General features: G+C 63.1%; 14 protein-coding genes. 8 read left to right on the top strand and 6 right to left on the bottom strand.

The genetic code is table 11. From position 1 onward, the window contains the following. Nucleotides 1-2: 2 nt before the first annotated feature. The 3 genes from Q7V46_RS18375 to Q7V46_RS18365 are packed head-to-tail and all read right to left on the bottom strand — an operon-like array spanning nt 3 to nt 2,904. Entirely contained in the window at nt 3-437 is a 435-nt protein-coding gene (locus Q7V46_RS18375; RefSeq protein ID WP_304915021.1) for a Zn-ribbon domain-containing OB-fold protein, read from the bottom strand. Next, on the bottom strand, nt 434-1,627 hold the full coding sequence (locus tag Q7V46_RS18370) for a thiolase family protein (protein ID WP_304915020.1): 1,194 nt from the start codon (nt 1,625-1,627) through the stop codon (nt 434-436). Before Q7V46_RS18370 ends, Q7V46_RS18375 begins: the two co-directional genes overlap by 4 nt. Continuing rightward, the gene (locus tag Q7V46_RS18365; protein ID WP_304915019.1) at nt 1,624-2,904 is read right to left on the bottom strand and encodes a CaiB/BaiF CoA-transferase family protein; all 1,281 of its coding nucleotides are present in this window, start codon (nt 2,902-2,904) and stop codon (nt 1,624-1,626) included. The genes Q7V46_RS18370 and Q7V46_RS18365 overlap by 4 nt, the downstream gene beginning before the upstream one ends. Before the next feature lie 98 nt (nt 2,905-3,002). On the opposite strand from Q7V46_RS18365, the gene Q7V46_RS18360 reads away from it, so the two are divergent. Further along, nucleotides 3,003-3,704: a nitroreductase gene (locus tag Q7V46_RS18360; RefSeq protein ID WP_304915018.1), complete on the top strand. Its 702-nt coding sequence runs from the start codon at nt 3,003-3,005 to the stop codon at nt 3,702-3,704. An 8-nt stretch (nt 3,705-3,712) separates the two neighbouring features. Here the strand turns inward: Q7V46_RS18360 and Q7V46_RS18355 are convergent, their stop codons facing one another. Beyond that, nucleotides 3,713-4,501, bottom strand: a complete 789-nt coding sequence (locus tag Q7V46_RS18355; RefSeq protein WP_304915017.1) for a FadR/GntR family transcriptional regulator — start codon at nt 4,499-4,501, stop codon at nt 3,713-3,715. 9 nt (nt 4,502-4,510) lie between these two features. Then, nucleotides 4,511-4,852, bottom strand: a complete 342-nt coding sequence (locus Q7V46_RS18350; protein WP_304915016.1) for a hypothetical protein — start codon at nt 4,850-4,852, stop codon at nt 4,511-4,513. A 576-nt stretch (nt 4,853-5,428) separates the two neighbouring features. Here Q7V46_RS18350 and Q7V46_RS18345 point away from each other — a divergent pair. From Q7V46_RS18345 to Q7V46_RS18325, 5 genes are all read left to right on the top strand, one after another. Beyond that, nucleotides 5,429-5,965: a JAB domain-containing protein gene (locus Q7V46_RS18345; RefSeq protein WP_304915015.1), complete on the top strand. Its 537-nt coding sequence runs from the start codon at nt 5,429-5,431 to the stop codon at nt 5,963-5,965. 701 nt (nt 5,966-6,666) lie between these two features. Next, nucleotides 6,667-7,119, top strand: a complete 453-nt coding sequence (locus Q7V46_RS18340) for a single-stranded DNA-binding protein (protein WP_304915014.1) — start codon at nt 6,667-6,669, stop codon at nt 7,117-7,119. 95 nt (nt 7,120-7,214) lie between these two features. Continuing rightward, the gene (locus tag Q7V46_RS18335; RefSeq protein WP_304915013.1) at nt 7,215-8,078 is read left to right on the top strand and encodes a DUF932 domain-containing protein; all 864 of its coding nucleotides are present in this window, start codon (nt 7,215-7,217) and stop codon (nt 8,076-8,078) included. Nucleotides 8,079-8,291: 213 nt separating this feature from the next. Then, a complete protein-coding gene (locus tag Q7V46_RS18330; RefSeq protein ID WP_304915012.1) occupies nt 8,292-9,152 on the top strand; it encodes a ParA family protein in 861 nt (286 codons plus the stop codon). Then, nucleotides 9,133-10,110, top strand: coding sequence for a ParB/RepB/Spo0J family partition protein (locus Q7V46_RS18325; protein WP_304915011.1), 978 nt, complete (start codon nt 9,133-9,135; stop codon nt 10,108-10,110). The genes Q7V46_RS18330 and Q7V46_RS18325 overlap by 20 nt, the downstream gene beginning before the upstream one ends. Here the strand turns inward: Q7V46_RS18325 and Q7V46_RS18320 are convergent. Next, entirely contained in the window at nt 10,070-11,017 is a 948-nt protein-coding gene (locus tag Q7V46_RS18320) for a hypothetical protein (RefSeq protein ID WP_304915010.1), read from the bottom strand. The genes Q7V46_RS18325 and Q7V46_RS18320 overlap by 41 nt on opposite strands. Nucleotides 11,018-11,261: 244 nt before the next feature. Here Q7V46_RS18320 and Q7V46_RS18315 point away from each other — a divergent pair, with 244 nt between their 5' ends. Beyond that, the gene (locus Q7V46_RS18315; RefSeq protein ID WP_304915009.1) at nt 11,262-11,837 is read left to right on the top strand and encodes a hypothetical protein; all 576 of its coding nucleotides are present in this window, start codon (nt 11,262-11,264) and stop codon (nt 11,835-11,837) included. A gap of 16 nt (nt 11,838-11,853) precedes the next feature. Continuing rightward, nucleotides 11,854-12,825 (top strand): conjugal transfer protein TraS, encoded by a 972-nt coding sequence (locus Q7V46_RS18310; RefSeq protein WP_304915008.1) that lies wholly within the window; start codon nt 11,854-11,856, stop codon nt 12,823-12,825. The last annotated feature ends 285 nt before the right edge of the window (nt 12,826-13,110 follow it).

The following is a 13,110-nucleotide window of genomic DNA, read 5'->3' as shown; positions in this document are numbered from 1 at the left end:
GGTCAGATGGGTCGGGCGGCGAATAGCGGGCCGTCTTCGTAGCTCAGCACCACCATCTCGACGGGCATGCCCGGCGTCCAGGTGGTGTTTTCGTTTTCCAGCAGACGGCAGGCCAGGCGCAGACCCTCGTCAAGGTCGACGATCCCTACGGCGTACGGCGATTCGGCGGCGAAGATGGCAGGTGCGGCGTGAATGCGCGTCCAGGAATAGAGATGTCCGCGCGAGCCCAGCGGAGCCCATGACATATCGGCGGACCAGCAGTGCGGGCAGACGGGTTTGGGCGGAAAGGTGGCGTGGCCGCAGGCGCCGCAGCGTGTGGTCTGCCAGATCCCCTGTTTCAACCCTTGCCAGAACACAGCAGTGAAGTTCGAGTGGCGAGGCGGGTAGGGGCGGGTGCCTGCCACGGGGAAGGTTTCGAGTCGGGTTGCGGGGCTCATCGCACGGCCTCCAGCACATGAACCAGGGCAGCGTTGTAGTTGCCGAGCTCCCCAGTCGACAGGCCCCATCGGGCGTCTTTGACCTGGCGTTCGCCGGCGCGACCGCGCAGTTGTTCTGCCAGCTCGACATAGTTGTAGAGCGAGGTGACGTAGGCGGGGTGGCCCCGTGAAGTGAGACCGCCCGAGGTTGAAACAGGAATGCGACCGCCCAATCGCGTCTCACCCTCGAAGGCGGCGCGCGCTCCCTGGCCCTTTGCGACTAGGCCGATGGCCTCGCTCACCAGGACTTCGACGATCGTGCAGGGCGCATAGAGTTCTGCCAGGTCAAGGTCGGAGGCCTGGATGCCGGCCTGCGCATACGCGTCGTACGAAGCCTGCGCCGCAGATTTGAAGGCGATCATGTCGTTCGGCACATCGCTGATTTGGTGCGAGCCGTCGTGGAAGAAGCCTCGGCCGCGCACGAGGGCGTAGGGTCGCCCCGTGGCCTTGGCCACGTCTTCACTGGCAAGCACCAGACAGGCCGCGCCATCGCCTCGCGGCGGCACATCGTAAAGACCAAGAGGCTCCACGATGGGCCGCTGCGCCACCACTTCATCGAGCGTGATGGGTTTGCGGTACTGCGCCAGGGGGTTCAACGAGGCGTGGTGGCGGTTCTTCACTGCCACCGAACCGAGTTGTTCGCGCGTGGCCCCGTGCTCATGCATGTAGCGCGTGGCGTCCATCGCATACCAGGCGATGGGTGTGAAACCGGCCGAGGTGTGGAAGTCCACGTCGCCTGTTGTACGCATGCTGCTCATCATGTGCTCAGCAGCCGATACGGCGCTTTCCATATTGATGCCCAAGGCTAGGGCCACGTCCGTGCGCCCCAGCAGGATCTCGTCGCAGGCTTTGTCGAAGGCGAGCGCGGCGGTCATTCCGTTGCCCATCACCTCCATCACACTGCCACGGCAGGTCAGTCCCAGTTGGCCAATGAGGAACGTGTGGAAGTACTTCTGCCGTGTGTAAGGTCGCGGCAGTGTGAATATCAGGCTCTGGATATCCTCCTTGTTTACGCCGGCATCGCGCACGGCGTCGGAGACCAGGCGCGTCATGATTTCATGTTCCAGTGTTTGCAAGGCGGCGTTGTCTGCCGTCTGGTGGCGACCGACGGGAATCGCACTCGCACCGATGAGGGCGACCCGACGCGTCATGCGGATACCCCTTCGACGACTCCGAAAGCACCCGCCTCTCGCAGCGCCGCGATGCGTTCTTCGCCATAGCCTAGTACGTCGCGCAGCACCTCGTCGCTGTGAGCGCCAACGGCGGGCGCCGCCTGAGGGGCCACCGGGGGTGTGCGCGACATCCTGATGGGCGAGGCAATGTTCGGAATCCAGCCCTTGACCGGGTGTGGTATCCGAGTGACCAGATCGCGCGAGCGCACCTCATCGGAGGCCAGAGCTTCGCTCAAGGTCTTTACCTGTCCGTGCGGTACGTTTGCCGCACGCAACTTGGGAGCCCAGTGACTCCAGGGCTGGGCAGAGAATGTCTCATCCATGACCTTGAAGAGGCGCTCGCGCTCGCGCAAGCGGTTGACGCGCTGCGACAGCACGGCGTCATGCGCGAGATCAGGTCGTTCCAGCACTTGCTCGAAGAGGCGCTGATAGATCTTGTCGTTGCCGCAATTGATGTAGAACGGCTTGTCCTGCGCCATGAACACACCGGACGGACAGGTGTCCGGACTCACGTTGCCATTTCGTCTGGGCTCATAGCCTGTGGTCAGATGCTGCATGGCACCGAAACCGGTCATCAGAATCGCGGTGTCTAGCAGTGCCACCTCAACACGTTGGCCGACTCCGTCCCTAGCCCGGGCCAGCAGGGCCAGCAGGATGGCATTCGTGGCGGTCATGGCTGTGGCCGTGTCCATCACGGCGGCGCCGGTGCGCACGCCCTGTCGGTCGGCATAGCCGTTCATGGAAATGAAACCGCTTTCTGCCTGCACGATCGGGTCAAATCCCAGGCGGTCGGCGTACGGTCCCTCACGTCCGTACGCGGAGACAGAACAGTAGATAAGTCGTGGATTGATTCGCGAACAGGTCTCGGGGTCGAGGCCGAAGCGGTCCATCACGCCTGAAGAGAAGTTCTCCACCAAGACGTCGGCCTGAGCGATCAAATCCTTCACCACCTGCAGGCCCGCCTCGCTCTTGAGGTCAAGGGCCAAGCTCTTTTTGTTTCTGTTCGTCCAGAGGAACGGTCCGCCCTGTGCGGGAATTTCAGGGTCCACGGTGGGGTAGTGCCGGAAGTCGTCGCCTCGCAGAGGGGCCTCGATCTTGATAACGTCAGCGCCGAAGTCGCCGAGCGTCATCGTGGCCAGGGGCCCCGCGACAAAGTGGGTGAAGTCCACTACCTTCAGGCCCTGAAGCACTGGTGCGGCCGCTGCCGTGGGCGGGCGGTGAATGGGCAAGGCGTCGATGCGTTGCTGATCAAACATGTTAGTCTCCAGATCAATGGTTCAACCATTATACTTTTTGCCGGCGGGTTGGCAACCCCAAGCCATTGCATGCCATCCGACATATCTGGAGACTCGACATGGAACCAAGCTTTGAAATCCCCTGGTCCGCCGACCACGCAGCCCTGGACCGCCTGACCGCGGGGCGTCATAGTTGCCGCGGATTTCTGCCTACGCCAGTGCCTAGGGCACTGCAAATGGAGTTGCTCAATATCGCGCAGCGCACCGCGTCCTGGTGCAACTCGCAGCCTTGGCGAGTACACATTACCGAAGGTGCTGGCACAGAGCGCTTTCGGGCGGCGATGTTGTCACCCAAGAGCGAAGACGAGGGGGGGCCGGATTTCGCCTGGCCTAGCGAGTACCGGGGTGTCTACCGCCAGAGGCGCCTGGATTGCGCCCTGCAGCTCTACGACTGCGTGGGGATCGCTCGCGGAGACCGCGAGGCCTCAGCGCAACAGGCTCGCGAGAACTTCCGTTTTTTTGGAGCTCCGCATGTGGCCATGGTCACCACCGACGCCGCATTGGGCGTCTATGGGGCTGTGGACTGCGGTGGGTATGTCGCGAACTTCCTGTTGGCCGCACGCGGCATGGGCGTGGCCAGCGTTGCACAGGCGGCACTGGCATCCCGACCGGCGCGAGTGCGCGAGTTCTTTGGACTTGGCGAGGACCGGCTTGTGGTGTGTGGCATCTCATTCGGCTATGCCGACGAGTCGCATGCCGCCAATGGCTTCAGGACTGCTCGAGCTTCGTTGGAAGATGTGGCTGACTGGCGCTCAACATGAGCCGAACGCTATTTGCCGGCATCAACCGCCACTCCCATGGGCGATTGGTTGCGCGCCTGCGAGAGGTAGCTTCGCTGTAGCTTCTTAAGACTGGCCTCCATCTCTGCAATCGCGCCATCCACATCGCGCGCTTCCATGAGTTTCAAGAAGCGCTTCCGCGAGGGCAGAACGAAGGCGTTTTCGTAGTCACCAATGGAGAGCACGTAGTGACGGAGAACCGTGAGAACCCCATCCATAACGATCTCCATGATGGGATTGCCGGTCATGCGTGCAAGGATGCGGTGAAACTCCAGATGGATTTCAGCACGGCGATGGAAGTCGCCAGCGGCGATTGCGGCCTCGACGTCGCGAACATTGGCGTGAAGCTTCTCAAGATCCTCGGCAGTGGCTCGCAGGCATGCCTCGCGAACAATGATGGACTCGAGCCATATTCGGGCCTCGGTCAATTTCGCGGGCGGGATCGCGCCAAGGTGATACATGTCAAGCAGACCGGTGCCAATGACATGACCGTTGCCTTCGGTAATGAAAGCGCCGCCGGTGGCGCCCTTCTGCAGCCTGATGAGTCCGGCATGCTCTAGCGATCGGAGTGCTTCACGCAAGGTGTTGCGCGATACACCGAACTGTTCTGCCAGCGCGCGTTCAGACGGCAAGCGGCTACCCACGCCCAGACGACCTTGCGCCAGTTCAGTTCGAATCTGGTCGGCGATCTCCTCGAACGCGCGCTGCGAACGAATGGGCTTGAAGGTCGTAGGTGCGGGGACAGCTGCGATTGAAGGCGGGATGTTCGAGGTGGCCATAGCGGTCGATCAGAGGCGAATATGGTCAATGATAGGACCAAGACGAATCGCGTCCAAAAAAGCAACTACACATAAGCGACTTCGAGCTTGGAGTTGAAGGATTTTGTGCCGGGAATTCATCTCAATCCGGGCAAGGGCGTTGAGGGCATCCTCTCGGAGAAGGGTTTCTGCCGGTCGATCTACGGGGCCATGGCTCGGGTTTGTTTTGAAGTTTCGTGTCAACTCCTGGTTGCTCAACATCACAGATTTGACCTTGGCAGCTCCGACGACGGCAGCTTGAAGCCGGTAGGTTGTCTTCCTGATAGCTTCAAACAGTCGATCAAGTCGTTTCTGGCGCACGGTGGCACTCACGGATGCTTGATCCATCAAGGAAACCAGTTCTCGGATGCTCCCGACGGTGGCGTTGTACAGGGCGTCCAGTGGCCGACGGTCTGGCGCGGGGCCGGGAGCTTTCCCAGCAGGAGCACGGCGATTTCGGCTGCGTTGGCGGGGTCGTATCGGACGCCCACCGGGATCTCTGCCAGGACTTCATTGATGCGGCCGATGGCGGATGGGATTGCCTTCGGTGGCCCTGGTTGCGGCAAATGACGAGTACCGATTTTGATCTGACGTCCCGGCTTTCCGCCGTCGGGCTCTGCAGGCTTCGCCCCGCGCCCCGTGCCGGGTCGCGGCCATGCGGCTTCGATCCCTGACGCCTTCGGCCGAGGGCATGCCCCCGGCCTGCGCGCTGCGCTTGCCTGTTTCACTCGGGCGGTGTGGTGGGGCTGGCTTGCTGTTCCCTTCATCCTTGCACACCGTTCTCGCCGTCAAGGTCTGCGCGCACTGCGTGCGCTTGCGGCCGTGCGGCCGTCTTCGAACCTGTGACCGCTGCGCTGCGGCGTGCCGGTTCCGGTCTCGGGCAATCCCGCCCGATCACTGGAGTTGGTCATGCAGCACGATCTGTTTTCTTCCCTCGATTCTTTCCAGGCACTCTCGGTTGCCGCTTCCGCTTTGCTGGTGCGCGATGTCGCGGGTCAGTACCGTCCGGCCGAGGCCGACGAGGTTCTGATGGCTGCTCAGCAGTTGCTGGCGGCGCAGGTGCGGGGCAGCGATGTGATGTCTTCGCCCGCCGTGGTCAAGGACTTCCTGCGCGCCCGTCTGGGCAACCTGCCGCATGAGGTGTTTGCCGTGGTGCACTTGGACGCGCAGAACCGCGTCATCGACTACGTCGAGATGTTCCGGGGCACGGTGAGTCAGACATCGGTTTACCCGCGCGAAGTGGTGCGCGATGCGCTTCTTCGCAACAGCTGCGCTCTTCTGCTGGTGCACAACCATCCTTCAGGCGCAACCGACTCATCTCGTGCCGACGAGTATCTGACGCAGACGCTCAAGCAGGCGGCAGCGCTGGTGGATGTGCGGGTGCTGGACCACTTCATCGTCGCGGGCGGCTCCGTTCAATCCATGGCGGAGCGAGGCCTCGTTTGAACCCTGGGGCCTTTTGGCCCCATTCTTTTCTTATCTTGAACAGCGCACTGCGCGCGAGCGCAGGGGAGGGCGTAATTTGGCCGGCGTAGCCGGCTGAGCAAGGAACGCGGCCCTTTCCCGTGCCCGGGGATCGCGGTCTTTTTCCCTTCCCGCTGCGCGGGAACGAGCCCGCTGGACGAACTGACCCTCGGTCCGCTCCCGACGCTGCGCTCTGGTCCCGTCCCGCCCGCCAGATCGTCCCCCCGTTCACCCGCCATGCCCGAAGCCGGGCCGCTGGCAGACCGGAGAGCCCGAAGTCCTGAAGTGATCGCAGCGGCTCGAACGTCGCGCCAGTCGCTACGCTTGGTGTCACGCCGTCCGCAGAGCCGCCACTGCTCAGGTCATGCGGTCGCCTGCGCTTTGCTTGTCGCCCGAAGTGGCTCGGGGCAGCGCGTACGCCAAACAGCCCACCGCAATCCCCCCACGGCGCCCCCATCCACGGGTGAGGGGGACTTGTGGGGGGATCTTTCAGCGGTGGGCCAGGTGACTGGCTCACTGCTTCGGCTGCGTGGTTTTCCCCATCCCCCACCCCTTCCCAAGGGAAGGGGCCTTGCCCACCCCCCGCCCGCCCGTGGGCGGGAGCGAGGGAGTCCGAGCGAGAGGATCAGCTTTGAGGAGCCCGCATCGGGGTCCGGCTGGTCGCTCTTGCAAGGAGTTCCATCATGGCCAACGTTCAAGTCATCCAGCGCCACGCCCACCTGGCCGGTGCCGTCAAGCTCGAATTCGTCAAAGGGAGAGATGGCAAGGTCGCCAAGGCGGTGTTGATCGCCATCAGCAACCAACACCGAGGCAGCGGTGAAGACCGTGAGGAGATGGCCACCGCCATCCTGTGGACGCTGTGGGCCAAGCAGGCCGAACACGCCGCCGCGTACCTGGGCAAAGGCTCGCACGTGAACATCGTCGGGCGGGTGCGCAACAACCAGTACCAGGGCAGCGACGGGGCTGAGGTTTTCGCCTTGGACTTCGTCGTCGACGAGATTGACTACCTGGACAGTCGCGCAGAGGCCGAAGCCCGACGGGCACGCGATGGCGGGGCCGAGCCACTCGCAGCACCCACCCGATCCACCAGCGGCCACCGCAAGGCCCGCAGCGAACACCTGCCCGGGCACGCCTGAGCACCCACACCGGCCGGAGCCCATCCGCCCGGTGTGTCTGGCCATCCCTTCTTCTTTTCCTATCTCCATTTCCTATCTTCTTTGGAGCATTCACCATGAACACCGTCCAAGCTTCCCGCCCCCAGCTGGCCGCCCGTTTCGGCCACAACACCTTCGTGATCCGCAGCGAGACCCCGCTGGCCGAAGACCAGATGCGCCGGGCCGCGCCGTCCATCTTTGCCGAAGGCAAACACGGCAGCCGATCCGAGCGCTACACCTACATCCCCACTATCGACGTGCTGCGCGGTCTGCGCCAGGAAGGCTTCGAGCCCTTCATGGTGTGCCAGAGCAAAAGCCGCATCGAAGGCAAAACTGAGTTCACCAAGCACATGATCCGCATGCGCCACGCCGGGCAGGTGAACACCCGGCCCGAGGCCAACGAGATCATCCTGATCAACAGCCACGACGGCGCCAGCAGCTACCAGATGCTCGCGGGTGTCTTCAGGTTTGTCTGTTGCAACGGGCTGGTGGTTGGCGACGTCACCAACGACATCCGCATCCCGCACAAGGGCAACATCCGCGATGAGGTAATCGAAGGGGCCTTTCGGGTGCTGGAGGATTTCGAGGCTGTGGACGCATCCACCGACGGCATGAAAGCCTTGACCCTGCAGCCCGAGGAACAGCGGGCCTTTGCCACCGCCGCGCTGGCGCTGCGCTACGGAGAACGAGGGGAGGGCGAACCACCGGCCCCGGTGACCGCCGAGCAACTGATCGAAGCCCGCCGGCCCGAAGACTTCGGTGCCAGCCTATGGACCACCTTCCAGCGAGTGCAGGAGAACGCGATGAAAGGCGGCCAGCCGGGCAGGGGTGCCAAGGGCCGCCGTCTCCACACCCGCCCGGTGGCCAGCATCGACCGCAGCGTGAGTCTGAACCGGGCGCTGTGGGTGCTGGCTGAAGAGATGCGCAAGCTCAAGGCATGAACGAGTGAGGCGCTGGATTCACACCCGAATCCAGCGCGCGCGCCACGCCGCACGGCTCCCATCATCGGGTAGTGCGTGCGCGTGAAAGTCTGAAGCGCGCTCGCCGGCTGGCGCCGGCTCGCGCGATCCCGGCCGCTGGCGCATCGAGCGCGGCGCGCGGGAAACGTCCTCCGCCTCGGTGATCCCCTTGACGGTCGCGCCGGAGGACTCCCCATGAAGACCCTTGTGCTCGCCAATCAGAAGGGTGGCGTCGGCAAATCCGCCGTCGCCACCTTGCTGGCTCACCACTACCGAAGACTCGGCCTGCGCGTGCTGGCCATAGACCTGGACCACCAGGGCAACTTCTCTGATCCTCTGCGAAAGAGCCAACGCGCCGCCGTGGCCGATGTGCCGGCCAGCGGCTTGCTGGCGCAGAACAACGCCCAGATACCAGCGGCAGACTTCGTGCTGGTGGCCGCTGATCGGGACCTCTCCGGGCTTGAGCGCCAGCCCGCACTGCACAACACCTTCGCCAGCAATTTTCGGCTCTTCCTGGCGGCCATGGATGCCCGGTTCGACGTCTGCATTGTGGATACCAACCCCAACCCGGACATCCGCATGATCGCGGCGCTGGTCTCGGCCGACTTCGTGCTCTCGCCCATCCAGCTCAACCAGGAAGCCATGGACGGCGTGTCCGCGCTGCTCAACCACCCGCGGGTGGGGGTGCGCAGGATCAAGGCGGTTCTCAATCCCAAACTGCACCTGATTGGCCTGTATCCGACGATGGTGGAAGCCACACCGCTGCAGCGGGAGAACTTCATGCAGCTGATCCAGAAATACAGCCCGATGCTGATAGCCATCGGGCCCAAGCCGGGCGACATCGCCTCGATGCAACGGAGGTCTGCCGTGGCCGAAGCGCAGGCAGAAGGCTTCGTCCTGTGGGAGATGAAGAAAACCGCCGCGCGCGACGCCTGGCGCGAGATCGAGCCCGGACTGACCTTCATCGCCAACACGGTGTTGTCACCGCCTGCGGGGGAGGCACCCACCACGATCCAACCCCTCAACGGAGCGCATCATGGCCCTGTCGCTCGATGACCTGGATCTGCTGCCACCGGCTGGCGCGGGGCAAAGCGGCACTCCTATGCGGATATCGCTCGATGCCATTGATGAAGACGCGGAGCAACCACGGCAGGAATTCGATGACGAGTCTCTGGCCGAGCTGGCTGAGACCATCAAGGCGCGGGGCGTGCGTCAGCCGGTATCCGTGCGCCCACACCCCACGCAGCCGGGGCGATGGATGCTCAACTTCGGGGCGCGGCGCCTGCGGGCTTCCCGCCTCGCAGGAATACCTGACATTCCGGCCTTCGTGGACAAAACGGCCCACAGCGTGGACCAGTTCATCGAAAACGAACAACGCAAAGGGCTGACTCCGCTGGAGATCGCACTGTTCGTGCAACGGGCGTTGAAACAGGGGCAGACAAAGGCCGACATCGCAAGGAGCATCGGCAAAAGCCGGCAGTACGTGACATTGGCCACCGCGCTGATCGATCCGCCCGACTGGCTGATGTCTGCGTACCGGGAGGGACGCTGCCGGGGCTTGAACGAGCTCTATGAGCTTCGCAAACTGGCCAACGAACACCCGCAATACGTCGAAGCCTGGGCATCGGACCACAGCGCCATCACCCGGGATCGAGTGATGGCCTTGCGAGCCGATCTGGCGGAGGGGTCGGGCAGCGTGCGGCGTGGCACCTCGGCACTGATCGATTCGATGGAGGCCAGCCTGAGGGAGGGCGTCGCCCAGGGTCAGGCAGAGAAAATGCTTGACGGTTTCGCTCGGCCCGCGGAACCTGTTGCTCGCGCTCCTAGGCAGGCGCCCTTGAGGCTGCTGGCGAGCATGGGTGGTACCGAAGTGGTGGTGAACACCTTGCAGGCTCCGGCGCAAGCCGGACGGCTCTATGTGACCCCGTTGAAGGGCGGTCAGAAGGAAACGGTGGAAACCAGTCGCCTGACTCTCATTGGCCTGGTGCGGGACGTGAGTTGTCAATCTGATTGACAGAGGGCAAGGCCTTCGATGCCGATGTTGGTTCGCTGGCAACATCCTGGCCAAGCTGTAGCGTGTACCGATCGTTGATCCGGTAAACCGTTCGAACGCCCCCGTTGAGCAGTGCCTCGTCCAGCACGTCGAAGTGCTCGGCGGCCAGCAGGATGCCCTTGAGGTTCTGGTGTCCGTGCCGCTGTTGTAGGTCGGCCAGTTCAGCTGGTGCCTCGCGACGAATCAGGTTCAGCGCAGTGGTGACATAAGCCCAGCCGTCTGGCCGTGCGGTCTTCAAGGCGATTTCTCCGAGCATCGCCACAAGGTGACTGCTTTGTAGCAACCCCAGTTCCATCTGCCGTTTGCCTTCGGGTGATGTCATGAAGGCCGCCGTCTGACGTCGGCCCTCGTCAAGCGCCTTCACCCAGCCCCTGAGTCTGTCCATCATGCGAAAGGTTTCGTCCCGCTGGGCATCCAGGTAAGTGAGGGCCGTTTCCGCGTCACCGTCAACGGCTGAATACCACTGGGGCAGAAAGTGATGGATCAGATCATTGCGCGCAGCCACCAGCGCGCGCATCTCCTGGTCGTGCTGGTCGATGAACTGCGCATCGGTTTCCACAGTGAAGTGAAAACCGAACCAGGGTTCGGTGATCTCATCCGGCGTCTGGCTTTCTGCCGGAGCCTGAAAGACTTGAGCCACCATCTTCCCGGCCAGTTCGCCCATGGTTTTGCGGTGCATCGCAGTTCTTTGCGCTTCCATACGTTCTGCCAGTTGGCTTGCCGGTCCGTGCACCGACGCGTTGGCATTCAGGTGCTTGAGCAAGGCTTCGACCATCTGGAAATTCACAACATTGCGTCCGATGCGGCGCAGCACCTCGTCTCTCTCTGGTGTCCGTTCCAGCCTGCGAGGCACTGATTCGTTGCTCAACTGGTTCCTCCCGTGTGGGTCAAGGTGCATGCAGACGCGCTTCGCCTGGTCGGTTGTCAATCTGATTGACAACCTGCCCGCCATCAGCGCCGCATGCGGTTTGCTGGATTTTCGACCAAATCCAGCGCCTCGTATCGACCGATCCTCGACGACCATAGGTTCATGGATGAGTGCAGGATAGGCGGCCCGCCGCCGATTTCACAAACGATTCGCTTCGCTCACGTTTGCACCCTTCGGTTGGCATATGAACACCCACAACCCTGGCTTCGTCACGGTCAATATGCGCGGTCTCAAAAGCCTGCTGGTCGAACGCGCTCAAGCCGAGCGAGTGAGTGTGTCGGTTCTCGTCCGGCGGGCGGTGGCCCGCGAACTGGGCGTGGGTGAGGCACCTGTGCAGGCAAAGCTCGATGCCCTGCAGGGCTTGGCCTCGGGCTCCGGCATCGTCAAGTTGTCCATCAGATTGACAACCGACGAAGCTGAACGATTGTTGGCTGGTGCCGGTTCAGCGGGTCTATCACGTGGCGCTTACCTGGCCGGGCTCATCGCAGGCATCCCCGCGTTGACCTCCAGTGTCAGCCGAACCGATCAGCTCGCTGCGCTCACGGCGTCCAACGCCCAACTCTCCAGCCTCAGCCGCAACATACACGCCCTCACACGCTTCCTGTCCCTGGGCAACGTGCCGCAGGCGCTGGTGTACCGCGACATGCTTGACACCCTGGATGGGGATGTCCGGCGCCATCTCACCCAGGCCGCAGGCTTGCTCGCCGACCTGCGCCCGCGAGGGCACACCGCCGAAACTCGGCACCGTGCCAGCCGCTGACACCCAGGAGAAAGCCATGGCCCAGACCCCCAACATCGATGGTGTGCTCGTTCAGTGGGGCGACCGCCTGTTCTATCCTGGCAACCGGGTCGTCAAGGTCAAACCCCAGCCCAGGCTGGACAGTGGTGCCATTCGACAGCGGGCGACCGCCATCCGCCAGCGCATCGAAGCCACGGTGGTGCGCAGGGCGCCGCAGGTCATGGTCAAGGTCACCGGGGGAGGGCGGGGCATGCAGGCCATTGCGGCCCACTTCCGCTACATCAGCAAGAACGGCCGGCTCGACATCGAGAACGAGCAGGGCGAGACCGTCCGTGGCAAAGGCGCGGTGCACGAGCTGGCCGACGACTGGCGGTTCGGGGGCAGCCTGATCGACGACGTAGGGTACCGGCGTGAGGCTTTCAACATCATGTTGTCCATGCCCCGGGGAACCGACCCTCTGATCGTGCAGAAGGCGGCTCGCGAATTCGCGCAGACCGAACTGGCCGATCACAAGTACGTGATGGTGCTGCACGACCACCAGGCCAATCCGCACGTGCACATCAGCGTGCGGGCCGAATCGCGATACGGCAGGCGACTCAACCCGCGCAAGGCCGACCTGCAGCGATGGCGCGAGACTTTTGCCGAGAAATTGCGTGGCTATGGGGTTGAGGCCGAAGCCACGCGGCAGGCCACCCGTGGCCGGAACGTGAGGCACCCGGACCTCTGGCGGCTGAAGGCCAAGGAAGATGGGCGATTGAGGAAAGCTCGACCCACTTCCAGTTCTGGGGACAAGACCCGCACCAGCAGGGCGGAAGCATTGAAGGGCTGGCTTCACATCGGGCAAGCCCTTGCGAAGTCACCCGATGCCAGGGACGTGAGGTTGGCTGGATCGATTGCCTTGTTCATTCAGGAGGCGACTTCGTCTTGGAATCCTCAGAAAGGCATGCAAGTAATTGGCAAGGATACGCAGCGTCCGATACCCTTGGTCAGTCCGCAGATTCGCCGCTAGCGTCCCTCCAACGTGCGCACTTCTTTCTGCGTAGCAGATGGTTGCTGGTTACGCAGGGGAGGTTGAGGGCGATCCCGCAATCAGACTCTGCGGCTCTTGAACTTCGCGTGCTCATACGAGGTTTCTACAATCGTGTTGCGCGCTTTGAACCGCCCCGGGTTTTGAGGAGGCTCTTTTCTCTGAGAGGATTGAGCCATGAGCAAGAAGTCGAACCAGTTTTCACCCGAGGTCCGCGAGCGTGCCGTTCGCATGGTGCTCGAACACCGGGGCGAGTACCCCTCGCTG

It is taken from the genome of Hydrogenophaga sp. (genome assembly GCF_030651625.1).
Lineage (GTDB): Bacteria > Pseudomonadota > Gammaproteobacteria > Burkholderiales > Burkholderiaceae_C > Hydrogenophaga.
Note: the sequence above shows the minus strand (reverse complement) of the source record. Positions and strands in the feature narration are given on the sequence as shown.

Excerpts from the sequence above, each read along its gene's own strand:
- Q7V46_RS18375 (WP_304915021.1), bottom strand. The coding sequence starts at position 437 with ATGAGCCCCGCAACCCGACTCGAAACCTTCCCCGTGGCAGGCACCCGC.
- Q7V46_RS18370 (WP_304915020.1), bottom strand. The coding sequence starts at position 1,627 with ATGACGCGTCGGGTCGCCCTCATCGGTGCGAGTGCGATTCCCGTCGGT.
- Q7V46_RS18365 (WP_304915019.1), bottom strand. The coding sequence starts at position 2,904 with ATGTTTGATCAGCAACGCATCGACGCCTTGCCCATTCACCGCCCGCCC.
- Q7V46_RS18360 (WP_304915018.1), top strand. The coding sequence starts at position 3,003 with ATGGAACCAAGCTTTGAAATCCCCTGGTCCGCCGACCACGCAGCCCTG.
- Q7V46_RS18355 (WP_304915017.1), bottom strand. The coding sequence starts at position 4,501 with ATGGCCACCTCGAACATCCCGCCTTCAATCGCAGCTGTCCCCGCACCT.
- Q7V46_RS18345 (WP_304915015.1), top strand. The coding sequence starts at position 5,429 with ATGCAGCACGATCTGTTTTCTTCCCTCGATTCTTTCCAGGCACTCTCG.
- Q7V46_RS18340 (WP_304915014.1), top strand. The coding sequence starts at position 6,667 with ATGGCCAACGTTCAAGTCATCCAGCGCCACGCCCACCTGGCCGGTGCC.
- Q7V46_RS18335 (WP_304915013.1), top strand. The coding sequence starts at position 7,215 with ATGAACACCGTCCAAGCTTCCCGCCCCCAGCTGGCCGCCCGTTTCGGC.
- Q7V46_RS18330 (WP_304915012.1), top strand. The coding sequence starts at position 8,292 with ATGAAGACCCTTGTGCTCGCCAATCAGAAGGGTGGCGTCGGCAAATCC.
- Q7V46_RS18325 (WP_304915011.1), top strand. The coding sequence starts at position 9,133 with ATGGCCCTGTCGCTCGATGACCTGGATCTGCTGCCACCGGCTGGCGCG.
- Q7V46_RS18315 (WP_304915009.1), top strand. The coding sequence starts at position 11,262 with ATGAACACCCACAACCCTGGCTTCGTCACGGTCAATATGCGCGGTCTC.
- Q7V46_RS18310 (WP_304915008.1), top strand. The coding sequence starts at position 11,854 with ATGGCCCAGACCCCCAACATCGATGGTGTGCTCGTTCAGTGGGGCGAC.